This window comes from Streptomyces sp. ISL-10, from assembly GCF_018614575.1.
In the GTDB taxonomy this organism is placed as follows: domain Bacteria; phylum Actinomycetota; class Actinomycetes; order Streptomycetales; family Streptomycetaceae; genus Streptomyces.
In genome coordinates this window covers 625,885-649,919 of sequence record NZ_JAGGOJ010000011.1, presented here as the reverse complement: position 1 = coordinate 649,919, position 24,035 = coordinate 625,885, and the positions used below count along the sequence as shown (strand labels likewise).

General features: G+C 72.2%; 20 protein-coding genes and 1 pseudogene. 10 read left to right on the top strand and 11 right to left on the bottom strand.

Annotated features, from left to right (window positions below; genetic code table 11):
• Positions 1 to 111 precede the first annotated feature (111 nt).
• Together J7E88_RS15555 and J7E88_RS15550 are read left to right on the top strand one after the other, a co-directional pair.
• Entirely contained in the window at positions 112 to 795 is a 684-nt protein-coding gene (locus J7E88_RS15555; RefSeq protein WP_215181242.1) for a maleylpyruvate isomerase family mycothiol-dependent enzyme, read from the top strand.
• Positions 796 to 805: 10 nt separating this feature from the next.
• Complete coding sequence (locus J7E88_RS15550; protein ID WP_215181240.1) at positions 806 to 1,462, top strand: MBL fold metallo-hydrolase; 657 nt, start codon at positions 806 to 808, stop codon at positions 1,460 to 1,462.
• Positions 1,463 to 1,943: 481 nt separating this feature from the next.
• Here J7E88_RS15550 and J7E88_RS15545 read toward each other — a convergent pair whose 3' ends face one another.
• The 5 genes from J7E88_RS15545 to J7E88_RS15525 form a co-directional block, all read right to left on the bottom strand.
• Complete coding sequence (locus J7E88_RS15545; RefSeq protein WP_215181238.1) at positions 1,944 to 2,933, bottom strand: TerC/Alx family metal homeostasis membrane protein; 990 nt, start codon at positions 2,931 to 2,933, stop codon at positions 1,944 to 1,946.
• A gap of 226 nt (positions 2,934 to 3,159) precedes the next feature.
• The gene (locus J7E88_RS15540) at positions 3,160 to 5,139 is read right to left on the bottom strand and encodes a TerD family protein (protein ID WP_215181236.1); all 1,980 of its coding nucleotides are present in this window, start codon (positions 5,137 to 5,139) and stop codon (positions 3,160 to 3,162) included.
• A gap of 197 nt (positions 5,140 to 5,336) precedes the next feature.
• Positions 5,337 to 5,915: a TerD family protein gene (locus tag J7E88_RS15535; protein WP_147990386.1), complete on the bottom strand. Its 579-nt coding sequence runs from the start codon at positions 5,913 to 5,915 to the stop codon at positions 5,337 to 5,339.
• Positions 5,916 to 6,047: 132 nt separating this feature from the next.
• Positions 6,048 to 8,168 (bottom strand): excinuclease ABC subunit UvrB, encoded by a 2,121-nt coding sequence (gene uvrB / locus J7E88_RS15530; RefSeq protein ID WP_215181234.1) that lies wholly within the window; start codon positions 8,166 to 8,168, stop codon positions 6,048 to 6,050.
• Positions 8,169 to 8,311: 143 nt separating this feature from the next.
• Positions 8,312 to 9,211, bottom strand: a complete 900-nt coding sequence (locus J7E88_RS15525; protein WP_215181232.1) for an MHYT domain-containing protein — start codon at positions 9,209 to 9,211, stop codon at positions 8,312 to 8,314.
• Between the two features lie 270 nt (positions 9,212 to 9,481).
• Between J7E88_RS15525 and J7E88_RS15520 the strand changes: the two genes are divergently transcribed.
• The 3 genes from J7E88_RS15520 to J7E88_RS15510 all read left to right on the top strand — a co-directional run bounded on the left by J7E88_RS15520 (position 9,482) and on the right by J7E88_RS15510 (position 12,424).
• Positions 9,482 to 10,360 carry a glycerophosphodiester phosphodiesterase family protein gene (locus J7E88_RS15520; protein ID WP_215181230.1) on the top strand — a complete coding sequence of 293 codons (879 nt, stop codon included), beginning with the start codon at positions 9,482 to 9,484 and terminating at the stop codon, positions 10,358 to 10,360.
• Positions 10,361 to 10,419: 59 nt separating this feature from the next.
• The gene (locus tag J7E88_RS15515) at positions 10,420 to 10,965 is read left to right on the top strand and encodes a methylated-DNA--[protein]-cysteine S-methyltransferase (RefSeq protein WP_251022585.1); all 546 of its coding nucleotides are present in this window, start codon (positions 10,420 to 10,422) and stop codon (positions 10,963 to 10,965) included.
• A gap of 184 nt (positions 10,966 to 11,149) precedes the next feature.
• Positions 11,150 to 12,424 carry an MFS transporter gene (locus tag J7E88_RS15510; RefSeq protein ID WP_374196277.1) on the top strand — a complete coding sequence of 425 codons (1,275 nt, stop codon included), beginning with the start codon at positions 11,150 to 11,152 and terminating at the stop codon, positions 12,422 to 12,424.
• Positions 12,425 to 12,704: 280 nt separating this feature from the next.
• Here J7E88_RS15510 and J7E88_RS15505 read toward each other — a convergent pair whose 3' ends face one another.
• Positions 12,705 to 13,025 carry a hypothetical protein gene (locus J7E88_RS15505; RefSeq protein WP_374196276.1) on the bottom strand — a complete coding sequence of 107 codons (321 nt, stop codon included), beginning with the start codon at positions 13,023 to 13,025 and terminating at the stop codon, positions 12,705 to 12,707.
• A gap of 173 nt (positions 13,026 to 13,198) precedes the next feature.
• Between J7E88_RS15505 and J7E88_RS15500 the strand changes: the two genes are divergently transcribed.
• Together J7E88_RS15500 and J7E88_RS15495 are read left to right on the top strand one after the other, a co-directional pair.
• Positions 13,199 to 14,110: a pseudouridine-5'-phosphate glycosidase gene (locus J7E88_RS15500; protein ID WP_215181226.1), complete on the top strand. Its 912-nt coding sequence runs from the start codon at positions 13,199 to 13,201 to the stop codon at positions 14,108 to 14,110.
• Positions 14,107 to 15,015, top strand: a complete 909-nt coding sequence (locus J7E88_RS15495; RefSeq protein ID WP_215181224.1) for a carbohydrate kinase family protein — start codon at positions 14,107 to 14,109, stop codon at positions 15,013 to 15,015. Before J7E88_RS15500 ends, J7E88_RS15495 begins: the two co-directional genes overlap by 4 nt.
• 95 nt (positions 15,016 to 15,110) lie before the next feature.
• Here the strand turns inward: J7E88_RS15495 and J7E88_RS15490 are convergent, their stop codons facing one another.
• Positions 15,111 to 15,749 carry a uridine kinase gene (locus J7E88_RS15490; protein WP_215181222.1) on the bottom strand — a complete coding sequence of 213 codons (639 nt, stop codon included), beginning with the start codon at positions 15,747 to 15,749 and terminating at the stop codon, positions 15,111 to 15,113.
• A gap of 25 nt (positions 15,750 to 15,774) precedes the next feature.
• Complete coding sequence (locus J7E88_RS15485; RefSeq protein ID WP_215181220.1) at positions 15,775 to 16,290, bottom strand: hypothetical protein; 516 nt, start codon at positions 16,288 to 16,290, stop codon at positions 15,775 to 15,777.
• A 386-nt stretch (positions 16,291 to 16,676) separates the two neighbouring features.
• Between J7E88_RS15485 and J7E88_RS15480 the strand changes: the two genes are divergently transcribed.
• Positions 16,677 to 17,135 (top strand): hypothetical protein, encoded by a 459-nt coding sequence (locus tag J7E88_RS15480; protein ID WP_215181218.1) that lies wholly within the window; start codon positions 16,677 to 16,679, stop codon positions 17,133 to 17,135.
• A gap of 37 nt (positions 17,136 to 17,172) precedes the next feature.
• Here the strand turns inward: J7E88_RS15480 and J7E88_RS15475 are convergent.
• Positions 17,173 to 18,146: pseudogene (locus tag J7E88_RS15475) on the bottom strand (D-2-hydroxyacid dehydrogenase family protein).
• Between the two features lie 35 nt (positions 18,147 to 18,181).
• Here J7E88_RS15475 and J7E88_RS15470 point away from each other — a divergent pair.
• Both J7E88_RS15470 and J7E88_RS15465 read left to right on the top strand, forming a co-directional pair.
• The gene (locus J7E88_RS15470; protein WP_215181216.1) at positions 18,182 to 18,904 is read left to right on the top strand and encodes a DUF2293 domain-containing protein; all 723 of its coding nucleotides are present in this window, start codon (positions 18,182 to 18,184) and stop codon (positions 18,902 to 18,904) included.
• A 232-nt stretch (positions 18,905 to 19,136) separates the two neighbouring features.
• A complete protein-coding gene (locus tag J7E88_RS15465) occupies positions 19,137 to 19,676 on the top strand; it encodes a DUF3574 domain-containing protein (RefSeq protein ID WP_215181214.1) in 540 nt (179 codons plus the stop codon).
• A gap of 34 nt (positions 19,677 to 19,710) precedes the next feature.
• Here J7E88_RS15465 and J7E88_RS15460 read toward each other — a convergent pair whose 3' ends face one another.
• Together J7E88_RS15460 and J7E88_RS15455 are read right to left on the bottom strand one after the other, a co-directional pair.
• A complete protein-coding gene (locus J7E88_RS15460) occupies positions 19,711 to 20,994 on the bottom strand; it encodes an SWIM zinc finger family protein (protein WP_215181212.1) in 1,284 nt (427 codons plus the stop codon).
• On the bottom strand, positions 20,991 to 23,861 hold the full coding sequence (locus tag J7E88_RS15455; protein ID WP_215181565.1) for a DEAD/DEAH box helicase: 2,871 nt from the start codon (positions 23,859 to 23,861) through the stop codon (positions 20,991 to 20,993). The genes J7E88_RS15460 and J7E88_RS15455 overlap by 4 nt, the downstream gene beginning before the upstream one ends.
• Positions 23,862 to 24,035: the final 174 nt, after the last annotated feature.

Sequence of the window (24,035 nt, the reverse complement as noted above, 5' to 3'; positions counted from 1 at the left end):
AATGCCTGACTTTCAAGGATGCCTCCACCGAGCGTATAGCACGCGCATTCGATTTACGGACACCTGCCGATTCCTTCACCCGATCGAGTGCCGAGGGCTAGGGTCGGCCTCATGATCGATCCTCACAGCGACCTGCGCTCCGTGCGCGAAGCGACCGAGCGGCTCCTCACGGGGGTCGCCGCGCTGGACAGCGCTGCCGTGGCGCAACCGTCACGGCTGCCGGGGTGGACCCGCGGCCATGTGCTGGCCCACCTCTGTCGTAACGCCGACGCGCTCGTGAATGTTCTCGAGGGCCGCCCCATGTACGTCAGCGGCGAGGCGCGCGACGCCGACATCGAGCGCGACGCACCCCGCCCCCTCGCCGGACAGCTCGACGACCTGCGCACGAGCGCCGCGCGCTTCCAGGACGCCGGCTCCGCACCGGCCGACTGGGAGCGCACGGTCGAGCTGCGCAACGGCGTCACCGACCGGGCGGCGCGGCTGCCCTTCCGCCGCCTCGTCGAGGTGGAGCTGCACCATGTCGACCTCGGCATCGGCTACGAACTGGAGGACCTGCCGAAGGACTTCACCGAGCGCGAGACCGAGTTCCTCGCCCAGCGGTTCACCGGTGCCGCGGGCGTCCCGCCGACCCGCATTCTCACCACCGGCGGCGAGTGGCGCACGGGCGGCGCCGAGGGGCCCGGAGTGACGGTCTCCGGCACCCCGGCGGACGTGCTGGGCTGGCTCGCGGGACGACGGGACGGCGCAGCTCTGGAGACGGTGGGAGGCCCGCTTCCCGCGTTGCCCCCGCTATAGGCTGAGACACATGACATACAGCGGAGTGGTGAAGGTCGGCGGCCCTGCGGATGTGCACGAACTGACCGACCTGATGATCTCCAAGGTCGCGGTCGGCCCGATGGACAACAACGCCTATCTGCTGCGCTGCCGGGCCACGGGCGAGCAGTTGCTGATCGACGCCGCCGCCGAGCCGGACACCCTGCTGCGCCTGATCGGGGACGACTCGATCGCGTCGGTCGTCACCACGCACCGCCACGGCGACCACTGGCAGGCGCTCGCCGACGTCGTCGCGGCGACGGGCGCCCGCACCTACGCCGGTCGTCACGACGCCGAGGGCATCCCCGTCCCCACCGATGTGCCGGTGGAGGACGGGGACACGATCCGGGTCGGCCGCGTTGAACTGACCGCCCGTCACCTGGCGGGCCACACCCCGGGTTCGATCGTCCTTGTCTACGACGACCCGCACGGGCATCCCCATGTGTTCACCGGGGACTGCCTCTTCCCGGGCGGTGTGGGCAACACCCATGACGACCCGAAGGCGTTCACGGACCTGCTGAGCGGTGTCGAGGAGAAGCTCTTCGGTCAGCTGCCCGACGAGACCTGGGTCTACCCCGGCCACGGCAAGGACACGACACTGGGCGACGAGCGGCCGAAGCTGCCGGAGTGGCGCGAACGCGGCTGGTAGCACAGCCGGGGACGGCGAGGCGCGTGGCGCGAACCACGCGCGTCGGCGGCGGGGCCGCGCAACCCGGCCGAGTGCCGGGTGGTCGGCGCGGCCAGCGCATCCGTCACCCTCCGTTGCCGCCGTCCGGCCTGCGCCCTCCATGGGACGGCTCGCGGCTGCCTCACTCCAGGAGACCGCCGCGGGGTCCTTCGACTCTTCTCTACGGTTCGCCCCACGGGCGCGGCGGTCGGCTCCAACCCCGCGGGGTGCTCGGAGGTCCTGACACCGCCGGTGGAGACGGCTACCTCCGCCGGCTCGGAAACGCCGTGGGGAGTGGCGGCCCACCTGACGACGATGCCGCCACTGACCCTCCGGCTGCTTCGCCCCGCCGCCGGACTCCCGGCCCGAACCGACGCCCCGGCCACGTGGCCGACCCCGGCCTGGACGGCGCGAGGCCGGCCCGGAGCGTGCTCCGGGCCGGCCATCGGGTCGGCACTGGGCGTCAGACCTCGACGCCGGTCTTCTCGCCGGACTCGGCGGCTTCCCGCTCGGCCTGCCTCTTCGAGGCGATGAGGCTGGTGATCGTCGTGACGACCAGCACGCCGCAGATGACGGTCAGCGAGAACGGGATGGAGATCTCGGGGACATGCACCCCGCTCTCGTGCAGTGCGTGGAGCACCAGCTTGACGCCGATGAAGCCGAGGATCACCGACAGGCCGTAGCTGAGGTGGACCAGCTTCTTCAGCAGCCCGCCGATGAGGAAGTACAGCTGGCGCAGACCCATCAGCGCGAAGGCGTTGGCCGTGAAGACGATGTACGGGTCCTGGGTGAGGCCGAAGATCGCGGGGATGGAGTCCAGCGCGAAGAGCACATCGGTGGTGCCGATGGCGAGCATGACCACCATCAGCGGGGTCAGGACGCGCTTGCCGTTGTTCTGTATGAAGAGCTTGGTGCCGTGGTACTTGTCGGCGACACCGAACTTCTTCTCGACGGACTTGAGGAGCCTGTTCTCCTCGAACTCCTCGTCCTCCTCGTCCGAGCGCGCCTCCTGGATGAGCTTCCAGGCGGTGTAGATGAGGAAGGCGCCGAAGATGTAGAACACCCACGAGAAGCTGGCGATGATCGCGGCGCCGGCGGCGATGAAGATCGCCCGGAGCACGAGCGCGATCAGCACACCGATCAGCAGCACCCGCTGCTGGAGGTGGGAGGGCACCGAGAACTTCGCCATGATCAGGACGAAGACGAAGAGGTTGTCGACGCTCAATGACTTCTCGGTGATGAAGCCCGCGAAGAACTCGCCGGACGCCTGGCTCTCACCGACGACGAGCAGGCCGAGGCCGAAGAGCGCGGCCAGCACGATCCAGACGACGGTCCAGATACCGGCTTCCTTGATCGACACGTCATGGGGCTTGCGCCCGATGAAGAAGTCGATCGCGATCAGGGCGCTGAGACCGAGAATGGTCAGCACCCACAGGGTCAGGGAAACGTCCACTGTGCCTCCGGCTTCGTACGGCTACTGATCAGCGTCGTCGCTGCCGGAGGTCTCCTCCACCCGCGCGGCGTCGTGCCGCACCACGGGCCGGCGCCCCGGGACCTTCTCTGTGGGTCCGTACTGACGGGCACGCCGCGAGTCGGGAGTACTCCCCTCCGCTCGAAGAAGAGTACAGGAAAGACCAAGGGAAGGTAAAGGGAAAGAAAAGCCGGACCATGTCGCCAGGTCAGCGGCCCCATGAGCGGCGGGCGTCGGCCACCTGGTCCAGTACCTGACGCAGAACGGCGCTGCCGGGCGGCACGGTCAGCGGCTCGTACGTCCATGCATGCCGCACCCAGGGGTCGGCGAGATGGTCGTCGGGCACGGGCGTGATCCGCAGGAGCGAGCGCCACAGGGGATCGAGCACCGGACCGTAGGCGGAGGCGTCCTCGCGGTCGGCGACCATCAGCAGATGGACGCCGACCGCCGGGCCCTCATCGGCCAGATACCGCAGCTGGGTGACCGCGCGGTCGTCGAAGCCGTGCGGGAAGTCGTTGACGATCAGCAGTTGCTCGCCACGGTCGAGGTCCGGCGGGAGCGAGTCGGCCGCGCCGCCGCGCAGCGCCATCGTCACCAGGTCGACCCGCTGCGTCAGTTCGGCGAGCACGGAACTCACGCCCTGGGCACCGGCTGCCGGGGGCCGGGCGAGCACGCCCGAGCCGACCAACGGGGCCAGCGATCCGGACGCCGCCCCCGCGGGGTCGATCACATGCACCGTGAACTCGCCGGGCGGATACACCGCGATGAGCCGGGCGGCGAGCGCGACCGCCGTGTCGGCGGCCTGTCGGCGCAGCAGCCCTTCGTCCAGCGCCATGGCGGCGTCCGAGCCGGACCGTCCGCTGTCCACCCACAGCCCCCGCTCCAGCGGGAGCCGTACGAGCAGCGGAAGGCGCAGTTCGGGACTCTCGGGCAGGTGGATGTCCCCGATGCGCAGCGCCATGGGGATCTCCATGGGGACGCGGTAGGCGTGCCAGGCCGGGTTGTCCCAGCGCGCGAAGGCCGGCGGAAGCGCGGGCTCCACGACCTCCGCCTCGGCGGTGAGCTGGGCCAGGTCGCGGTCGAGGACCTGCCGGGCCTGGTCGGTCAGCTCCTCGTACTTGGCACGCGCGGCGGCCCTGGCGGCGTCGCCGCCGCTGCCGATACGACTGCGCGGGTCGGACAGGACCCCGTCGAGCTCCTTGTCCATACGGGCCTCGGCGAACTCCACGGCGCTGCGGTAGGCGGCGACGGTCCGGGCCAGGTCCTCGAACATGCCCCAGATCTGGTTGTAGAGGCGCTCCTCCATGGACCAGCCGGTGGCGTCGCCCGCGACGGGCGCGGAGGGGCGGCCGGGCTCACCGGGTGGTGTGGCCGGGGGCGGCGTCGGAGGCGCCGACTGCCGCCGGGGGTGGGAGTAGTTGACGGGGCCGCCGGGCACTTGCGGCGCGTCGGGGCCGGGGGTCTGCTGCGGCCCCGCCGAGGCCGCCGCGGCCTGGGCCGCGGGCACGGAGAGACCGTCCGGGCGCGAACGGCCGCCGGACCTCGTCGTGTCCGGATTGGCGGGCTGGTCGGGGCTGGGCGCGGCGGGAGCGGCCGGACCCGCCTCGGCACCCGTGCCCAGCCGCGCGGGTTCGGTGCGTGGGGTCCGGGGAGCGGCGGTCGCGTGTATGTCCGCGGCGATCTGCCGGGCCCGGGCGAGGCCCTGGTCGGCCAGGAGGTCCGCGAGCCCGCCCTCGTACCCCTGGCCCACCGCGCGGATCTTCCAGGCGCCCTGGCGCCGGTAGACCTCGACCGCCACGAGCGCGGTCTCGGTGTCCAGTCCGGTGACGGTGAAGCTGGCGATGTCGTCGCCGTCCTCGCCGACGACGGCGACGAAGGGCGCCGCGGTGGCGCCGAACCGGTCGGGGCCACCCGCCCCGGCGAGCGCGAGGAGCACATTGATCTGCTGGGCGGCCTCGGGCACGGCGTCGAGGTGGAGCGTGAACCGGGGCGTCCGCTCGGCCTGTTCCGGCACTTCGATCCCGGGCCGCGTACGGGCGCCGGGATGGGCGATCCACTCCTCGCGTGCGACGCCGCGGTCGTCGACGTAGCTCGCGCAGGCCACGACCGGATGACCGGCCGACACCCGTACGTCCAGGCGGGTGTGCGGCAGCGGGTGGTTCTGCCCCCGGACCAGCTCGGCCGTCATCGCTCTGTCCCCTCAGTGCTGTGCGGTGCTCGTGGTGTGTGCGTCGTGCACGGTTGCCGGTGTGCGGGCGGCCGGTGCACGGTTGCCGGTGTTGCGGGTGGCCGGCGGTGTCGTGCGGTGCAAGCGGTGCAGCTCCCGGCGGCGATGCCTCCGGGAGCTGCGGGTCCGTCGATACGGTCCGTGCCTGCGGTGAACGCCTACAGGTGCGGCAGGATCGCCGGCATCAGGTCCTGGAACGTACGGCCGTTGGCCGGGTTGCCCAGGGCGGTCATCTGCCAGCCGGCACCGGCACGGTGCACCTTGGCCATGATCTGCGCCGTGTACTGGCCGCCGCCGTCGAGCGTGTAACGGGCGAGCTCCTGGCCGTTGGTCTCGTCGACGATGCGGCAGAACGCGTTCTGCACTTCCTGGAACGTCTGGCCGGTGAAGGAGTTCACCGTGAAGACGATCTGGTCGATGTGAACCGGCACCCGCTGCAGGTCGACGAGGATCGCCTCGTCGTCCCCGCCCGAACCGGCGCCGCCGACCAGGTTGTCACCGGTGTGCTTGACGGAGCCGTCGTCGCTGACGAGGTGGCGGAAGAAGACCACGTCCACCGGCTGCTTGTCGGCGAACAGCACCGCCGACGCGTCGAGGTCGATCTCGCGGGTGCGCGAGCCGAACAGACCGCGGCGCGGCGCCGCCTGCCAGCCGAGCCCCATCCGCACAGCAGTGAGGGTGCCCCCGTCGCTCTTCTGCAGGCTGATGGCCTGGCCCTTGGTCATGTTGACCGTCACGCGCTGTCCCCTTCTTGAGAATTGCCACCGCCCAAATGTGCGGTTGACCTGCACCCTACGCAGTCATGACGGCGGAGCAGGACCGTCCGCCCGATTTTGTGTCGGTCTTGCAACACAGCGTCCCCGGCTGCTTCACGCGAGACCCGCCTCCTTCATCTGGCGGAGCTCCTTCTTCAACTCGCTCACCTCATCGCGCAGTCGTGCAGCCACCTCGAACTGCAGCTCTGCCGCGGCGGCCCGCATCCGCTCGGTCATCTCCTCGATGATTCCGGCCAGTTCTTCCGCGGGACGGTCGCTGAGCACCTCGCCCTTCCTGCCGCCCGACGTGCCGAGAGCCGGGACCGGGGCCTTGGCGGCCCTGCCCGCCTTCTCGGCCTTCGCCTGGCGGTAGCCGGTGCCGAGCAGCTGCTCGGTGTCGACCTCCTCGCGCGCGATGGTCGCGACGATGTCGTTGATCTTTTTGCGGAGCGGCTGCGGATCGATGCCCCTCTCCGTGTTGTACGCGATCTGCTTCTCGCGGCGGCGGTTGGTCTCCTCGATGGCCTTCTCCATCGCGGCCGTGATCTTGTCCGCGTACATATGGACCTGGCCGGAGACATTGCGCGCCGCGCGGCCGATGGTCTGGATCAGGGAGGTCCCGGAGCGCAGGAATCCCTCCTTGTCGGCGTCCAGGATCGCCACCAGCGACACTTCGGGGAGGTCGAGGCCTTCGCGCAGGAGGTTGATGCCGACGAGGACGTCGTACTCGCCCGCGCGCAGTTCGCGCAACAGCTCGACGCGGCGCAGGGTGTCGACGTCGCTGTGGAGGTAACGGACCTGGATGCCCAGCTCGAGGAAGTAGTCGGTGAGGTCCTCGGCCATCTTCTTGGTGAGCGTGGTGACGAGGACCCTCTCGTCCTTCTCCGTGCGCAGCCGGATCTCGTGCACCAGGTCGTCGATCTGGCCCTCGGTGGGCTTGACGACGACCTCCGGGTCGACGAGACCGGTCGGGCGGATGATCTGCTCCACGAAGCCGTCGCCGCGCGAGAGCTCGTAGGTGCCGGGAGTGGCGGACAGGTAGACGGTCTGGCCGATCCGCTCCTTGAACTCCTCCCACTTCAGCGGGCGGTTGTCGAGCGCGGACGGCAGCCGGAAGCCGTGGTCCACCAGCGTGCGCTTGCGGGAGGCATCGCCCTCGTACATCGCCCCGATCTGCGGGACCGTCACATGCGACTCGTCGATGACGAGCAGGAAGTCCTCGGGGAAGTAGTCGAGGAGGGTGTTCGGCGGGGATCCGGGCTCGCGGTCGTCGAAGTGCATCGAGTAGTTCTCGATGCCCGAGCAGGAGCCGATCTGGCGCATCATCTCGATGTCGTACGTCGTGCGCATGCGCAGCCGCTGCGACTCCAGCAGCTTTCCCTGCCTGTCGAGCTCCGCGAGGCGCTGCTCCAGCTCGGCCTCGATCCCGTTGACCGCCTTCTCCATGCGCTCGGGGCCGGCCACGTAGTGACTGGCGGGGAAGACGTACAGCGACTGGTCCTCGGTGAGGATCTCGCCGGTCAGGGGGTGGAGGGTGGACAGGGCCTCGATCTCGTCGCCGAACATCTCGATGCGGACGGCGAGCTCCTCGTAGACCGGGAAGATCTCGATGGTGTCGCCGCGCACCCGGAAGGTGCCGCGCTGGAAGGCCATGTCGTTGCGCGTGTACTGGATGTCGACGAAGCGGCGCAGCAGCTGGTCCCGGTCGATCTCGTCGCCGACCTTGAGCTGGACCATGCGGTCCACGTACTCCTGCGGCGTGCCGAGGCCGTAGATGCAGGACACGGAGGCGACGACGACCACGTCACGGCGGGTGAGCAGTGAGTTCGTCGCCGAGTGGCGCAGGCGCTCGACCTCCTCGTTGATCGAGGAGTCCTTCTCGATGTAGGTGTCCGACTGCGGGACGTACGCCTCGGGCTGGTAGTAGTCGTAGTACGAGACGAAGTACTCCACCGCGTTGTTCGGCAGGAGCTCGCGGAATTCGTTCGCCAGCTGGGCGGCCAGAGTCTTGTTCGGCGCCATCACCAGGGTGGGGCGCTGAAGCTTCTCGATCATCCAGGCGGTGGTCGCCGACTTGCCGGTGCCCGTCGCGCCGAGCAGGACCACGTCCTTCTCGCCAGCGCGGATACGCCGCTCCAGGTCGGCGATGGCCGTCGGCTGGTCGCCGCTGGGCTGGTAGGGGCTGACGACCTCGAAAGGCGCCACCGTACGTTCGATCTTGGAAACGGGCCGCATGGAATCCACCGTACGACCCACCACTGACAGCCGGGCGTGAACCGCCCGGATCCCCGGTCCGCCAGGTCCCGATCGCCGGCCGGACCCGTTCCGACCAGCAGCTTTCCCGCCGTGCTGGGTCGCCACGCCCCCTGGAACGGTGCTCAGCGGCCGTCGGCACGCCCCGTGAGACGTCGGCGGCGGTCGCGGTCACGAGCCCGGTCGCGGTCGGCGGCCCAGGCGGCCGGGCGACGGCTCGGCACCGTCCCGCGGCCGGCCGGGACTCCCGTGCGCCGGCCCCCGTCGCGGGCGCTCCACCCCCGTTCCGGTTCGCCCAGCACGAGCAGCGGGTCGAACATCACTACGACAGCGGCGAGCAGCAGGAAGACGGCGGGACCGACGAGGATGGGCGTGAGGAGGCCGGCCGGAGACTCACCCGCGGCCGCCAGGTCGATCACCGGGTGCAGATGGACGCTCACGGCCGCCATCCCGACGTAGTGCATGCCGCTCACGGCGAAGCCCATCATGAGGCTGGCGCCGAGACTGGCCAGGAAGCCGTGCACGGACACCGCCGCCCACAGCGCTGCGGTCGCCGCGACGACGGCGATCACCGCGGAGAGCGCCACGGTGAGGGTGTCGTATTCGAGGGTGCCCTGCAGTCGCATTCCGGCCATGCCCAGATAGTGCATGGAGGCGATGCCGAGCCCGGTGAGCGTTCCGCCGGTGACGAGCACCATCACGGATGTGCCGCGGTGGCCGACGACGAATATCCCGATGCCGACCATGACGACTGCCACCGCCAGGCTCGCGTAGGTCGTCGGCCTGTCGTAGCTGATCGGAACCTCCTCGACGGTGAACCCCATCATCGCGATGAAGTGCATCGTCCAGATCCCGGAGCCGATGGCCGTGGCGCCGAGCGCGAGCCAGCCGGCCTTGAAGCGGCCGTTGTCGCGCACGGACCGCGTGGTGCAGCGCAGGCCCAGGGCGCCGCCCAGGCATGCCATGAGATAGGCCGCCACCGGGGTGACGAGGCCGTAGCCGAAACCGTCCACCGTGCCCTGCATCCCCTGGCCCTTCAACCGCGTGATCCCCTGCGCCCGCGCCCGACGTTCCCCTGTGACCCCCGCGATCGACAGGGAACGTCCGGTTGTGGGCGAGAGTACGGCCAAGGGAACGGGAAGCAAACGCCGGGGCGGCGATTTGTCGACATCCGCGCGGAGTGCGGTCTCCGGCGGGCGGATCCGTTCACGCTGTGGCCATACTTCGCCTGTCCCGCGTTGACCGACAACTGTCACTCTCGGCCCGTCCGTGACCCGACGACGTGAGGAAATCCTGTGCACGCACGCCCCGTCACAGCCCTGGCCGCGACCGCACTCGGAATCGCCGCGTTCCTGGCTCCCGGCTCGGCCTCGGCCACGCCCGAAGCCGCCGCGCAGCACGACGAACCCCTCGTGATCGCCCACCGCGGTGCCTCCGCCTACGCCCCCGAGAACACCCTCGCGGCGGTCGATCTCGCGGACAGCATGGGATTCGTGTGGGTCGAGAACGACGTCCAGCGCACCAAGGACGGCGAACTGGTCGTCGTGCACGACGATTCACTCGCCCGGACCACCGACGTGGAGCAGCTCTTCCCCGACCGCGCCCCGTGGAAGGTGAAGGACTTCACCGCCGCCGAGATCGCCCGCCTCGACGCGGGCAGCTGGCGCGGCGCCACGTGGGCGGGAGCGCGGGTGCCCACGCTGAAGCAGTACCTGAACCGCGTCGACGCCAACAACCAGAAACTCCTTCTGGAGATCAAGAAGCCCGAGCTGTACCCCGGCATCGAGCTGGACACACTCCGGGTGCTGGGCGCGGAGGGCTGGCTGGACCGCCGGCACGTGGCGGGCCGGCTCGTCATCCAGAGCTTCGGCGCGGACAGCGTGAGGGCCGTGCACCAGCGGCGGCCCGACGTCACCACCGGCTTCCTCGGTACGCCGGCGGTCGCCGATCTGCCGGCGTACGCGGCGTTCACCGACCAGATCAACCCCACGCACACCTCCCTCACCGCCGAGTACGTCGCGGCCGTCCACGCGCTCAAGGGCGCGCACGGCAAGCCTCTGCGGGTCAACACCTGGACCGTGAACGAGGCGGCCGGCGCCGTGCGCGTGGACGCCTTCGGGGTGGACGGGATCATCACCAACAACCCCGACGTCGTCCGGGACGCGGTCGGCTGAGGGCCGCTTCGGCACCGGGCCCGGCCTCGATGTCGGTGCCCGGCCGTACGGTGGTCCGTATGAAGACCACCGGCAGGAACACCTTCGAGTGGAGCGTCGTCGCCACGGGCATCGGGCCGCTGTTGCTCGCGGCGACCGCCGACGGTCTCGTGAGCGTGGTGTTCCATGCCCGGCCCGCAGTGCGGGACCGGGCGCTGAAGCAGTTGGCGGACCGTCTCGGGGCCGGACCGGTCGAGACGGCGACCGGTCGGCTCGCCGAGCCGATACGCCAGCTGCGGGCGTACTTCGAGGGTGGTCTGCGGGAGTTCGACCTGCCGCTGGACTGGTCGCTGTCGGCGGGATTCAACCGCCAGGTGCTGCGCGAGCTGCTCGCCGCCGCGCCGTACGGGACGGTCGTCGGCTACGGGGACCTCGCGGCGCGGGTCGGCCAGCCGGGTGCTGCCCAGGCGGTCGGGGCGGCGATGGGCTCCAATCCGCTGCCGGTCGTGGTGCCGTGCCACCGGGTAGTGGAGACGGGCGGAGGTCTCGGCGGCTTCGGCGGGGGCCTGGAGACCAAGCGCAGGCTGCTCGCACTGGAGGGCGTGCTGCCGGAGCCGCTGTTCTGACACGGTCCGCAGCCGGCATGGCCGCGCGGTCGCTCGGGGCCGTCGTCCGCACCCGGCACGGCCGCGCGGTCCCCCAGCCAGCACGGTCGGTCGCTCGGGCTGGGCGTCCGCCCCGACACCCCGGCGCGGACGCCCTTGGAATACACGGTTTCGTCCGGGCGTGGCCGCTGGCACACTGCGCCAAGTGACCATCAGCCCTGACGCTCCTGACATATCCAAGGCCCCTGGCATCGGGGCCGCCGAGCTCCCGGCGCTGCGGCGCCGTATCAACGCCGTGCTGATCGCGAGCCAGATCCTGGGCGGCCTGGGCGTCGCCACCGGTATCGCGCTGGCCGCGGTACTGGCGCAGGATGTCAGCGGCACAGAGGCCCTGTCCGGGCTCGCGCCGACCGCGACCGTGGCCGGGACCGCGCTGCTCTCGATGCCGCTGGCCGCGCTGATGACCGCCCGAGGACGGCGGCCGGGTCTGGTCCTGGCGTACCTCATCGGGGCACTGGGCGCGGGCGTGGTCGTGGTGGCCGCCGTCGTCGACAACTTCCCGCTCCTGCTGCTCGGCATGGCCGGCTTCGGCGCGGCCTCCTCGGCGAATCTCCAGGCCCGGTTCGCCGCGGCCGATCTGGCCGAACCGGAGCGGCGCGGGCGGGCGATCTCCACGGTGGTGTGGGCGACGACGATCGGGGCGGTGCTCGGCCCGAACATCGCCTCACCCGCCGGACGCAGTGTGTCCGGCATCGGCATTCCGGCGGCCGCGGGTCCGTTCCTCTGGGCGGCGGGCGTCTTCCTCGTCTCGGCGGTGCTCGTGCTGGTCATGTTGCGGCCCGACCCGCTGCTGACAGCCCGTGCGCTGTCCCCGGGCGACCGCTCCCCCGAGGGCCGTTCGCTGCGTGCGGGGGTACGGGCCGTACGCGACTCCCCCATGGCGCAGCTGGCCCTCGTGACGGTCGCCGTGTCGCACACCGCGATGGTGTCGATCATGTCGATGACCCCGGTCGCGCTGAGCCACCACGGTGCCGGGATCCAGCTGATCGGCCTGGTGATCAGCGGCCATATCGCGGGCATGTACGCGTTCTCGCCGGTGATGGGCTGGCTGGCCGACCGTATCGGCCGACTGGCCGTGATCGGCCTGGCGGCCGGCCTGCTCAGCACAGCGGCGCTGCTCGCCGGCACGGCGGGCCCGAGCCACGGCCGGACGGCGGCCGGCCTGTTCCTGCTGGGCCTCGGCTGGTCGGCGGGCCTGGTGGCCGGATCCACGCTCCTGACGGACTCCGTGCCGCAGCCGGCGCGGGCGGCGGTCCAGGGCCTGTCGGACCTGACGATGAACACGGCGGCCGGACTGGGCGGGGCGGCGGCGGGCCTGGTGGTGGCCCAGGCAGGCTACGGCTGGCTGAACGCGATCGGCGCGGTGCTGCTGCTCCCGATGGCCGCGCTGGCGGTGAGGCGCGCGCGCACGCGGGCGTGAGCCGGGGCGGTGTCAGGAGGTGCCCCGGCGCGCGCGGGCGTGAGCCGGGCCGGTGCCAGGAAGGGCGCCAGGTGTGGACGCGAGCCGGGGCCGCGCGACCAGGCCGGTGCGTTGCCGTGGGACAGGGGCGGACTCGGGCCGGGCCGCCGCGCCCTGCGGAGCCGGGGCTCCGCCCCGGAGCCCTCGCCGCCCACGGCCCGATCGGACGGGCGCGGGGCCGCCAGGCACGGCCGGGCTTCATCTGTGGGCGACCCCGGCAGACCCGGCCGCCCGGGACAGGTCACCTCACCGGCGGCGGTGACGTCGCCCCCCGGACCAGCAGGGCCGGCCGGCCGGCCCCGGATGCCGGGACCGACCAGATGTCCCCCGGTGCGAGCGCATAGGCCGCCCTCTCGTCGTCCAGCCAGGCGACCTGGTCGTCCACGCCGCGGGTCTCCGCCAGTGGGCGCTCACGCATCGTGCGCAGGTCAAGGGCGTGCAGACGCCACGGGCGGCGCGGGTCGTCCCGGACCTTCTTTTTGAAGACCAGCCGCGTGCCGTCCGGGGACAGGGAGGACCATTCGACGTTCTCCCGCAGCGCCCGCGCCGACCATGCGCCCATGTCGCCCTCCACGAGATGCGTGCGGCCGTGTGTCGAGACGGCCGCGTAGAAGCGGTTGTCGTCGCGTGCGAACGTCCCGCCCCAGTAGTTGACGGGAGGAAGCCTGTCCCGCTGGGCCGCGCATGGCTGCCCCGCGACGTTTGGGCGGCCCGCCGCCGTGCCAGGGATGGGACATGCTGAAGACCGCGATAACGGTGTCCGAAGAAGTACGGGAGGCGCTCGACGCCGACGCGCCCGTCGTCGCCCTGGAGTCGACGATCATCGCGCACGGATTGCCCCGCCCCCGCAATCTGGCCGTGGCCGATGAGCTGGAGGAGCTGGTACGGGCCGAGGGAGCCGTGCCTGCCACGATCGCCGTGCTCGACGGGCGGGCGCACATCGGCCTGGGCAAGGCGGAGTTGGAGCGTGTCGCGGCCGACCCGGGCATGCGCAAGCTGGGCCATCGCGACCTGGGCCCTGCCCTCGCGACCGGCGCGAGCGGGGCGACGACGGTGTCCGCCACGGCGTTCCTCGCCGACAGAGCGGGCATCGCCGTCTTCGCTACCGGCGGGCTCGGCGGTGTGCACCGCGGGTGGACGCAGACGCAGGACGAGTCGGCCGATCTGCGGCTGCTCGCGCAGGTCGGCCTCACCGTGGTCTGCGCGGGCGTCAAGTCGATCCTGGACGTCCCGGCCACGCTGCAGCGCCTGGAGACGCTCGGTGTGGGGATCGTCGGCTACGGGACCGACCGCTTTCCCGGCTTCTATCTGACGTCGTCGGGCGAACCGGTCGACTGGACCGTCGGCACCCCCCAGGAGGTCGCGGCGGTCATGCACGCCAAAGACCTGCTGGCCGAGCCGTACTCCGCCCTGATCGTGGCGAACCCGGTCCCGCCCGAGGACCAGCTGGACCCAGAGCTGCACGACCGGGTGCTCGCGCGGGCGCTCCGCGAGGCCCAAGAGGAGGGAGTCACCGGGCAGGCCGTCACTCCGTTCCTGCTGGAACGGCTGATGCGCTACACGGACGGTGCGTCACTGGAGGCCAACCTGGCGGCGGTGCGGGGCAACGTACGTCTGGCGGCGCGCATCGCGGCGGCCTACGCATGACGGGCGGCGGCAGGGGGACCCACTCGCCCGGGCTGCTCGTCGTCGGCGACGTCGTCACCGATGTCGTGGCACGCCATCGCACGCCGCTCGCGCGGGGCACGGACACGGCCGCCCGCATCCGCATCCTGCCGGGCGGTGCCGGGGCCAATGTCGCCTGCTGGGCGGCCCGTTGGGGCTGCGCCGACGTACGGCTCCTCGCCCGCGCGGGCGAGGAGGACATGGCGTGGCACGCCGAGCGGCTGACGGCCGCGGGAGTGCGTGCGCACCTGGTGCCCGACGCGGAGGCCCCCACCGCCACCGTCGTGGCCCTCGTCGACGAGGGAGCCGAGCGCACCTTCCTCACGGACAGCGGCGCGGTGCTCCGGCTGAGCCCCGGCGACTGGTCACCGGCCCTGTTGGACGGAGTCGGCCATCTGCACCTCTCGGGCTATCTGCTGTTCTCCGGTACGAGCGGGGAGGCCGCCGGGCTGGCGATGCGGTCGGCACGGGAGAGGGGCATTGCAGTGAGCGTGGACCCGGCCTCGGCCGGCTTCATCGCCGGACTGGGCATCGAGCGCATGCTCTCGGCCCTCCACGGCGCGGACATCCTGTTCCCCAACGCGGACGAGGCGCGTCTGCTCACCGGACTGCCCGATGCCGCCGACGCCGCCGCAAAGCTCAGCCGCGTCGTGCCCCTCACGGTGGTGACGCTGGGAGAACGGGGCGCACTGCTCGCCGAGTCCGGCAGGGTCACGGCACGCGTCCCGGCCGAAGCGGCCGAGGCGGTGGATACGACGGGCGCGGGCGACGCGTTCACGGGCGCGTTCCTCGCCGCCCGCCTGGCGGGCGCGGACGCCCGCACGGCCGCGGCGGAGGGCTGCCGGGCCGGGGCCAGGGCGGTGACGCTGGTCGGCGGCCGGCCCTGAAACACACGAGGGCGCGGTCGTGGGCGTGCGGCCTGTCAGGGCATTTCCGCCCGACGCGGGGTGGCGTGAACCCGAGAGGCGCGCGTCGCGGCCTGTCACGGCAGCCCGCCCCACGCGGGGTGGCGCGGATCGTCGGCGTGTACGAGCACGTCGGCCGATTCCCCGGGCCGGACCTCCTCCTCGTAGCGCGCGTACGCCGGCAGCGTCCAGCGCTCCTGCCTGTCGGTGCGGCGCTCCAGCGCGCCCGGGGAGAGCCGCAGATGCACGGTCAGATCGAACGGGAACCAGTGGCCCAGCAGAAACGGCCCGTGCAGCAACAGCACCCCGCCCGGCGGGAGTTCGACGCGGAGGGAACGCGTCGCCCTGTCCGTCGCCGGGTCCCACAGATCCGGCAGCACACGCCCGGACCCACCCGGTTCCAGGGGCCCGAAGACCTCCCGCCACAAGGCGCCCGTGTCGAACCAGGAGCCGTAGTACGAGTCGGGGTCCTCCCGCCCGTACTCGTAGCGCAGCGAGGCGGGCCGCAGAAACCCGCCCGTGCCGACCACGAGAACGCTGCGCCCGCGCAGCCGCAGCGCGTCGCCGATGCGCTCCGCGGGCTCGCCGGGGCGTGCGGCGGGCGCTCCGTCGATGCCGATGCGCAGCCAGGGGCTGCCGTCCTCGGCGGTGGTCCGCAGCGCCCGCTCGGCCACGGCCTCGGCCAGCCGATCCCAAGTGATCGCTTCGAGTCGCACGCTCCATCATCACCCGACCGGATCATCACCCGGCCGGTGCGGGGACGTCGCCAGGACCGTCGCCAGGGCCGTCGCCGGCACAGAAGCGGAATGGCACCGCGAAACGCGCGCCGAGCGCGCAACCTGCCTCGGTGGCCCTGCCGTACAGATCGCCGCCGTCGCGGAAGGAGCCGATGCGCACCCGGCCTGCCGGCTCCGGCAGGACCGCGTACAGATCGGCGATCCAGCCCTGGGTGTCCCCGTCCCACTCGGCCTCGAAGGCGAGGGGCGCGCCGGGCAGGTCCGCCGCCCTGGCGAGGAGTGTGGGCACGTCGTCCGGTGGCGGCAGTGGCTCCAGCCGGTCGGCGAGGTCCTCGCCGCGTGCCGCGACCACGGCCTGGCAGGCGTACAGACCGGGCGCGGGGCTGCCCGCCTCCCGGAACGCCTCACGCAGCGCGAGCACCGCGTGCAGCCTCCGGCGCCCGACGACTTCCGCGTCGACGCGTTCCCGCGCCGCCGGTGACAGCTGCGCCCACAGTCGGGCGGCCTCCTCGTTTCCCATGGACCCGACCCTGCCATGAGCGGCAGGTGGTCCGCACCACGCCCGCCTGTGCACATCACACTTGTCGGAAATCGTCATCGGCGGCGTGCAGGTGGAGGCGGGACGTGACGTGGTGCTCATCGGGGAATGCGCGCGGCCGCCCGCAAGGGCGTGGTGACGATCACGGCGGGAGCACGGCCTCGCCGCAAGGGCCCCTGATCGCCCTGGTGGTCGTGCCTCTCGTGTTGCCGGGGCTGCGGCTGGTGTCGCTGCTGCTCTCGATGACGACGGACGGACCTCGCTCTTGACGTCGTTCTCCACTGCGATGATCTGATGGGTTCCGCCACAGGGTGAAGCCGGCGGCCACCGGCCGCCCACACGATTCACCGCAGCTCAGGAGCGCGCACATGTGGACAGCCGTCATCGCGGTCATCGGCACTCTGCTCGGATCGGTGGCCACCCACCTGTTCCAGCGCCAGACCGCCGAACGCAGCGCCGCCCTCACCCGCGCCGAGCAATTGCGCCAGGAGCGGATCTCGGCGTACAGCGCCTTCGCGGGCGCGCTCGTCGACTACCGGCGCGGGCAGAACGACCGCTGGCACCGGGCACTGGAGGCTCCGGGCAGCGCCGCGGCCGAGGAGGCCCGCATCGACTCGTACCGGCTGCGCTCCAGCGCGCATCAGGCACTGATCCGTGTGCAGTTGGTGTGCGACGACCCGCAGGCGCTGGAGCTGGCCGCGGCCGCCTTCGAGGTCACCAACTGCATGCACGAGGCACCGGACGAGTCGGACCGCGCGCAGCGCTCCGAGCAGGCACGCGAGACGCTGTCGGAGTTCATCGGCGCCGCGGCGCCCGGCGTGCGTTAGGGGCGGTGCCCGGCTGCCCCGATCAGCGGCTGGTCGCTCAGGCCGTGGCCGGGTCGACGAGCGTGCGGAACGGGCTGCCCGCGAGGTACGCGGCGATGTCCTCCACCGCCTCCCGGAAGTACCCCTCGTAATTGCGCCGCGTGACATATCCCAGGTGGGGCAGGCCCAGGAAGTTCGGTGCGGTGCGCAGCGGGTCGTCGGCGCGCAGCGGCTCGTGGGCGAAGACATCGGAGCCCGCACCCGCGATCCACCCCTCCCGAAGGGCCTGCACCAACGCGATCTGGTCGACGATCGCGGCCCGTGAGGTGTTGACGAGGTAGGCGGTGCGGCGCATCCGCTTGAGTTCGTCGGCCCCGATCAGTCCGCGTGTGCGGTCGGAGAGCTGCAGATGCACGGAGACGAAATCGCCCGCTTCCAGGAGCTCTTCGAGCGACGCGGCCCGTACGACGCCGTGTTCGGCGGCCCGTTCGTCGGTGAGGTTTCGACTCCATGCCATGACATCCATGCCGAAGGCATGACCGACCCGGGCGACCTGGGCACCGTCTTCCCGAGGCCCATCAGGGCCAGCCGGCTGCCGTGCAGGTCCGTGCCGAGGGTGGACTGCCACGGCCCGCCACCGCGCAACGCCGCGCTCTCCGTCGTCACATGACGTGCGAGCCCCAGGATGAGCGCCCAGGTCAGCTCGGCGGGAGGCTCAGAATTGCTGGCGGTTCCGCAGACGGTGACGCCGTGGCGTGCGGCCGCCTCGAGGTCGATGGAGGCGTTGCGCATGCCCGAGGTGATGAGGAGCCTCAGCCGCGGCAGGCGGGCGAGCAGCGAGGCGGTGACGGGGGTCCGCTCGCGCATCACCACGAGGATCTCGCAGTCGCCGACCTCGGCGGCAAGAGCTTCCTCGGAGGTGAAGTGCTCCTGGAGGGAGCGGACTTCGACGGTGCCGGGGAGCGAGGACCAGTCGGCAAGGGTGAGCGCGACGTCCTGGTAGTCGTCGAGCACGGCACAGTGCAGCGTCATGAGAGCGGAGGGTACCCGCTGGGTACGCTGCCGATATGGGTCTGGTGGTGATCCAGCCGCTCAAGGGCAGACACTGCGCGGAGTGCCGCCAAGGGCCGCTGGAGATGCACGTGCTGGAGACCGGCGTCCCCGTCTGCCTGGACTGTGCCGACCTCGGGCACCTGGTGTATCTGCCGCGGGGAAGCGCTGCGCTCACGCGCCGGGCACGCGAGGGGAGTTCACTGTTCGCGGTTGTGGTCCGCCTCAACCGCCGCCACAGCCGTTACGAGCGCCAGGGTTTGCTGGTCGAGGAGGCCGCGCTCGCCCGCGCCGAGTCGGTCTGCCTGGCCGACGCGGAGGCGCGGGCCCGCCGCCGGCCCCGGGACGCCGTGCGCCGGGCGGCCGAGGACGTGCGGTTCACGGCGGCCCTGGCGGCGGAGATCGTGCGGCTGTTCCCCCGCTGTCCCGCCGAGCGGGCAGTCGGTATAGCGGCACACGCGTCGGTGCGGGGCAGCGGCCGGGTGGGCAGGACCGCGGCCGGCCGGTCCCTGGAGGAAGGAGCGGTCACGGCCGCGGTACGGGCGTCGGTGCGGCATCTCGACACCGGCTACGACGCCCTGCTCACGGCCGGGGTCGACCGCCACGAGGCACGGGCCCGGGTGGCCGCGGAGATCGATGCCGTTCTGGCGTCGTGGCGGACCGCCTCGGGAGAAGGACCGCCCGGTGCGGTGAACGGCCGTGCGGATCGGCAGACCTGCGCGGGGCGGAAGCGGCGGTAGAGAGCGAGGCCGCCGAGCACCGTGGCCGCGCCCGCCGGCTGCGAACGCCAGCGGCTCGGCGCCGGTGTGGGCGAGCGACGCACCGCTCATGCGGGTGGTTTCCGGACGACGTCGGCGTTCCGCCGGTCGTGACCTGGGTGCGATTGCCACAGTGAAGGCCGTCCTCCGGCAGGCCGGTGCGCGCCGACCCGTGCTGTGCGGCGCCATGGCGTCACGGTCCGGACCGAACCGAATGGAACCAACCGAACGAAGGGATCCTCCGTTGTCCTTCCCGCACCCGTCGCGCCCCCTCAGCCGCTCCGTGAAGCACCGGACGCTGCTCGCCGCCGTGGGCGCCGCCATCGCCGTACTGGCGGTCGCGACGCCCACCGCCCAGGCCGGCCTCGACAGCGAGCGGACCGTGACCATCGCCTCGTCCGCCCCCACCGAGCCGCAGCGCGGCGAACGCTATGTCGAGACGCGGCTGTTCTTCGGGACGGAGCGTCCCGACGGAGGACCGGACGTGACGGACGCTCAGTTCATGTCCTTCATCGACCGCAATGTGACCCCGCATTTCCCCGACGGGCTGACGGTCCAGGAAGGCCGCGGCCAATGGCGCGACTCCAACGGAACGATCGAGCGGGAACGTTCGTACGAACTGATCCTGCTCTACCCGGCCACCGAGGCGCGTCATCGCGATCCGCTGATCCAAGCGGTCCGCGAGGCGTATGTGCAGGCGTACGCGCAGGATTCGGTGGCGCGGCTCGACGAATCGGCCTTCGCCGACTTCTGAGTCGGCGGGCGGCTGCCGCCCTCCCCTGGCCGGGTCATCCGCCCACCAGCGCGGTGAGAGCTCCGACGGGGTCCGTGTCGGGTGTGCCACGAGGCCACCAGTCCTCACGGCCGGGATCCGACTCGTAGCCGTACCAGAGGCCGTCGCGGCCGAGGCGGAGCTGGAAGGAGCGCGAGGAGAGCTGGTTTCGCCAGGGCCGGAAGTGCGGGAAGTCGGCCGCGGCGAGGGCGGGCCTCGCCCGGTCGAAGGGCCCGGCGGGCGGGTCCCAGGGCTCTTCCAGGACGCGCAGTGCGGCAAGTCCGCCCTGGCGCCAGGCGGCGACGGCCCGGGCCAGGTCGGTGGATGTGCGGTCGGCCGCTGCGGCGAGGTCGCGGTAGAGCGCGCGGGTGGAGGCGGTCAGGCCGGAGCCGGGGTGAGCTGCGGCCAGGCGGACGGCGTCCTGCCAGGGGGTGAGCCGGGCTACGGGGTCCTTGCCGGTGGCGAGGAGGGTGTGGGCGCGTGCCGCCGCCTCACCGGCGAGGAGGTCGAGCGCGAGCGGGTCGGGTGCGCCGGGCGCGTGCGGATAAGCGGGCGGACGGCCGGGCCGGGCGGGCAGCGGGAACGGCGGGGGCAGCGTGGGCAGTTCTCTCGCCGCGACGGCTTCGCGGGCGGGCACCCTCGCCACGGGTGCCTCGGCCGCTACCGCGGCACGCTCGGCGGCGGATCGGGTCGCGTTGCGCCGGGACAGGGCGGAGAGGATGTCCCGTTCGCCCCGCCCGCGCATCAGGAACAGCACGAACGGGTCTTCATCGAGCAGCCTGGCCGTCTGATAGCACAGCGCGGCCGCGTGCTTGCAGGGGTAACCGTCGTCGGGGCAGGAGCAGTCCGGGATCAGGTCACCAGGCGTCGGCAGCAGGTCGGCGGCGTCCGCCAGAGCATGCGGGACGTCCTTGTCGAGCAGGGCGGCGATGTGGTCGGGGCGGGCCGATGCGGCGGCGAGGAATTCGTCCCAGTCGTCTTCGCCGAGGGTGCGCAGGCGGATCTCGGTGCGGTAGGGGCGCGGTCTGCTGCCGTGGACGTACGCCGTGACCCGGCCGGGTGTGACGGTGATCGACGCGACGCTGCCCCGGCCGGCGTAGACGCGGCCGCGTTCGAGGCGAGCCCGGTCGAGGGCGGCGGCCTCCAGCGCCTCCACCCAGGCGTTTCCCCACCAGGTGGAGGCGATCTCCTCGCCCTCGCAGGGGTCGAGGGCGGGGAAGGTGCGGCGAAGGTCGTCGTGGCGGGGATCCGTGCGCGCGGTGGACCTGTGGCCGTGACGCGGCCGCGTGGACGGGCTCATGACGGCCTCCTGAGCGAGACGAGATCGGCAAGCTCGCGGTCGGTCAGCTCGGTGAGGGCGGCTTCGCCGGAACCGAGCACCGCGTCGGCCAGCGCCCGCTTGGCGGTGAGCATCTCGGCGATCCGGTCCTCGACCGTGCCCTCGGCGATGAGCCGGTGGACCTGCACGGGCTGTGTCTGGCCGATGCGGTAGGCCCGGTCGGTCGCCTGCTCCTCGACCGCCGGGTTCCACCAGCGGTCGAAGTGGACGACATGGCCGGCCCTCGTGAGGTTGAGCCCCGTGCCCGCGGCCTTCAGGGAGAGGACGAACACCGGGACCTCGCCCGACTGGAAGCGGTCCACCATGCGCTCCCGCTCCGCCACCGGGGTGCCGCCGTGCAGCATCTGGCTCGGGATCGCCCTGGACGCCAGGTGGTCCGAGAGCAGTCGGGCCATGGCAACGTACTGGGTGAACACCAGGACGGAGCCGTCCTCGGACAGGATGGTCTCGAGCAGTTCGTCGAGGAGCGCCAGCTTCCCGGAGCGGCCCGACAGCCTGGCCGGGCCGGCGCCCCGTCCGTATCCCGAGCCGCGGCCCGACAGACCGGTCGGGCCCGCAGGCTGCCCGTATCCCGTGCCGTGCTCCTTGAGGAACTGAGCGGGGTGGTTGCAGATCTGCTTCAGCGCGGTGAGCAGCTTCATCACCAGGCCGCGGCGTGCGATGCCCTCCGCGCCCTCGATGGCCGCCATCGTCTCGCGCACGACCGCCTCGTACAGCGCCGCCTGCTCGCGGGTGAGCGGGACCGGATGATCGGTCTCCGTCTTCGGCGGCAGTTCCGGCACGATGCCCGGGTCGGACTTCCGGCGGCGCAGCAGGAACGGCCGCACCAGGCGGGCGAGGCGCTCGGCAGCCTCGTCGTCCTCGCCGTTCTCCACGAGGCGGGCGTGCCGGGCGCGGAACGCCTTCAGCGGCCCGAGCAGCCCGGGCGTCGTCCAGTCCAGCAGCGCCCAGAGCTCGGAGAGATTGTTCTCCACGGGGGTGCCGGTGAGGGCCACGCGCGCGGGTGTGGGGATCGTCCGCAAGGCTTTGGCGGTGGCGGAGAAGGGGTTTTTCACGTGTTGGGCCTCGTCGGCGACGACCATGCCCCAGCGGTGCCCGGCCAGCGGCTCCGCGCTGGTGCGCATCGTGCCGTACGTGGTCAGGACGAAGCCCCCGTCGGAAGCCGGCAGTGTGCGGTCGGCTCCGTGGAAGCGGCGTACGGGGACGCCGGGCGCAAAGCGCGCGATCTCTCGCTGCCAGTTGCCGAGGAGGGAGGCCGGGCAGACGACCAGGGTGGGCTCGCGGCGCGCCCTTCGCAGGTGCAGGGCGATGACGGTGACCGTCTTGCCGAGACCCATGTCGTCGGCGAGGCAGCCACCGAGGCCGAGCGATGTCATCAGGTCCAGCCAGGCCAGACCGCGCAGCTGGTAGTCGCGCAGGGTCGCGGCGAGTCCCTCGGGTGGACTCACGGGCTCCGACGCCGCGGTGAGCCGGTCGCGCAGTGCGGCGAGCGCCCCGGTCGGCACCGCTTCGACCGTCTCCCCGTCCACCTCCGCCGTGCCGGTCAGCGCCACGGCCAGCGCGTCCACTGGCTCCAGCAGGCCCAACTCGCGCTTGCGCGCCTTGCGTACGAGGTCGGGGTCGACCACCACCCACCGGTCGCGCAGCCGCACGACTGGCCGGTGCGACTCGGCGAGCGCGTCCATCTCGCCCTCGGTCAGCGGATCGCCGTCCAACGCCAGCTGCCAGTTGAACCTGAGCAGTTCCTCGCTGTCGAAGAAAGGTGTGCCGTCGGTGGCCGATCCCGGTGCGGGCCGCACGACGGCGGCCGCGGTGAGCGACCGCGCGAGCTCCTTCGGCCAGTGCACCGCCACGCCCGCCGCGTCCAGGCGGGCGGCCCCGGGCCCCAGCAGCTCGTACAGCTCGTCCTCGGTCAGCGGCAGGACGTCCGGCACGTCCATCTCCAGCAACCGGGTGAGCGGTGACCAGACGCGTGCCGCGCGGCGCAGTGCCAGCATCGCGTCGATCCGCGCCCGCGGCCCGAACTGCTCGTCACCGGCCCCGGCCCACAGCGGGGCCGCGTCCATGACCAGCGTCGGGTCGGCCAGGCTGTGCACCTGCACGAGTGCGGCTCCGGCGCTGGGCTGCGCCCCGTCCTCCTCGGCCTGGTCGAAGAGCTCGAACGCGGAGAGGTCCAGGCGCAGGGAGACCCGTACACCCGCGTCCATGCCCGCGGCGGCCTCGGCGGCCCACTCGCGCGCGCCGGGCAGATGCTGTGCACCGGAAGCCGCGAACGGCGCACCCGCGGCGTGTGCGGCAGCCGGTGTGCGCGGCAGGGTGTCGGCGACCGCGTCGAAGAACTGCCGCACGAGAGCCTCGGGCTCGGGCAGGGACAGCGGCCGGATGCCCGGAACCGGAGCGGCGTACGCCTCGTACGGCATGGCGGCCGCGATGGCGCGCAGTTGGGCGATGTCGTCCGCGTCGAGCGGACCGGCCCGCCAGGCGTCGTGATCGGTCGCGGTCAGGCCCGGCATCAGGCGACCCCGTGCGACAAGGTGCAGAGCGTGCAGCACGGCGGCGCCCCAGCAGGCGGCCGCAGGATGGGCGAAGGGGTCGTGGCGGGCCTGCATGAGCAGCGGGGCCGCATCGGCGACGGACAGGATCCTGGCGGGAACGGTACGGCTGCGCACGCCCGCGCCGTGCGCCCCGACGACGGTGAGCTCGCTGTCTGCACCCGTCACCTCGTCCCCGTCCGGGCCCCAGAAGGCGATCCGTCCCTGACGGGGCAGGGCTCCGGGCAGGAAGACCGCCGCACACCGCCGCAGCGGACGCGCCTGGTCAGCACGCATCTCGATGGAGAACGCAAGATCCGGGCCCATGAGGTCACCTCCTCCCGCAGGTCGCCGGCGACGTATCAGTCACTGGATCCATGACCTTACGGGCGGGGTCTGACAATCGACCCCGGCACCCTGTTGACCTGCAACTTCGCCGCCCGGGACGACCGGACGCGCGCCGTGCCGGAC

Excerpts from the sequence above, each read along its gene's own strand:
- J7E88_RS15500 (WP_215181226.1), top strand. The coding sequence starts at position 13,199 with ATGCTGAAGACCGCGATAACGGTGTCCGAAGAAGTACGGGAGGCGCTC.
- J7E88_RS15550 (WP_215181240.1), top strand. The coding sequence starts at position 806 with ATGACATACAGCGGAGTGGTGAAGGTCGGCGGCCCTGCGGATGTGCAC.
- J7E88_RS15540 (WP_215181236.1), bottom strand. The coding sequence starts at position 5,139 with ATGACGGCCGAGCTGGTCCGGGGGCAGAACCACCCGCTGCCGCACACC.
- J7E88_RS15470 (WP_215181216.1), top strand. The coding sequence starts at position 18,182 with ATGGGTCTGGTGGTGATCCAGCCGCTCAAGGGCAGACACTGCGCGGAG.
- J7E88_RS15505 (WP_374196276.1), bottom strand. The coding sequence starts at position 13,025 with ATGGGCGCATGGTCGGCGCGGGCGCTGCGGGAGAACGTCGAATGGTCC.
- J7E88_RS15525 (WP_215181232.1), bottom strand. The coding sequence starts at position 9,211 with ATGCAGGGCACGGTGGACGGTTTCGGCTACGGCCTCGTCACCCCGGTG.
- J7E88_RS15495 (WP_215181224.1), top strand. The coding sequence starts at position 14,107 with ATGACGGGCGGCGGCAGGGGGACCCACTCGCCCGGGCTGCTCGTCGTC.
- uvrB (WP_215181234.1), bottom strand. The coding sequence starts at position 8,168 with ATGCGGCCCGTTTCCAAGATCGAACGTACGGTGGCGCCTTTCGAGGTC.
- J7E88_RS15485 (WP_215181220.1), bottom strand. The coding sequence starts at position 16,290 with ATGGGAAACGAGGAGGCCGCCCGACTGTGGGCGCAGCTGTCACCGGCG.
- J7E88_RS15515 (WP_251022585.1), top strand. The coding sequence starts at position 10,420 with ATGAAGACCACCGGCAGGAACACCTTCGAGTGGAGCGTCGTCGCCACG.
- J7E88_RS15460 (WP_215181212.1), bottom strand. The coding sequence starts at position 20,994 with ATGAGCCCGTCCACGCGGCCGCGTCACGGCCACAGGTCCACCGCGCGC.
- J7E88_RS15455 (WP_215181565.1), bottom strand. The coding sequence starts at position 23,861 with ATGCGTGCTGACCAGGCGCGTCCGCTGCGGCGGTGTGCGGCGGTCTTC.
- J7E88_RS15480 (WP_215181218.1), top strand. The coding sequence starts at position 16,677 with ATGTGGACAGCCGTCATCGCGGTCATCGGCACTCTGCTCGGATCGGTG.
- J7E88_RS15555 (WP_215181242.1), top strand. The coding sequence starts at position 112 with ATGATCGATCCTCACAGCGACCTGCGCTCCGTGCGCGAAGCGACCGAG.
- J7E88_RS15465 (WP_215181214.1), top strand. The coding sequence starts at position 19,137 with ATGGAACCAACCGAACGAAGGGATCCTCCGTTGTCCTTCCCGCACCCG.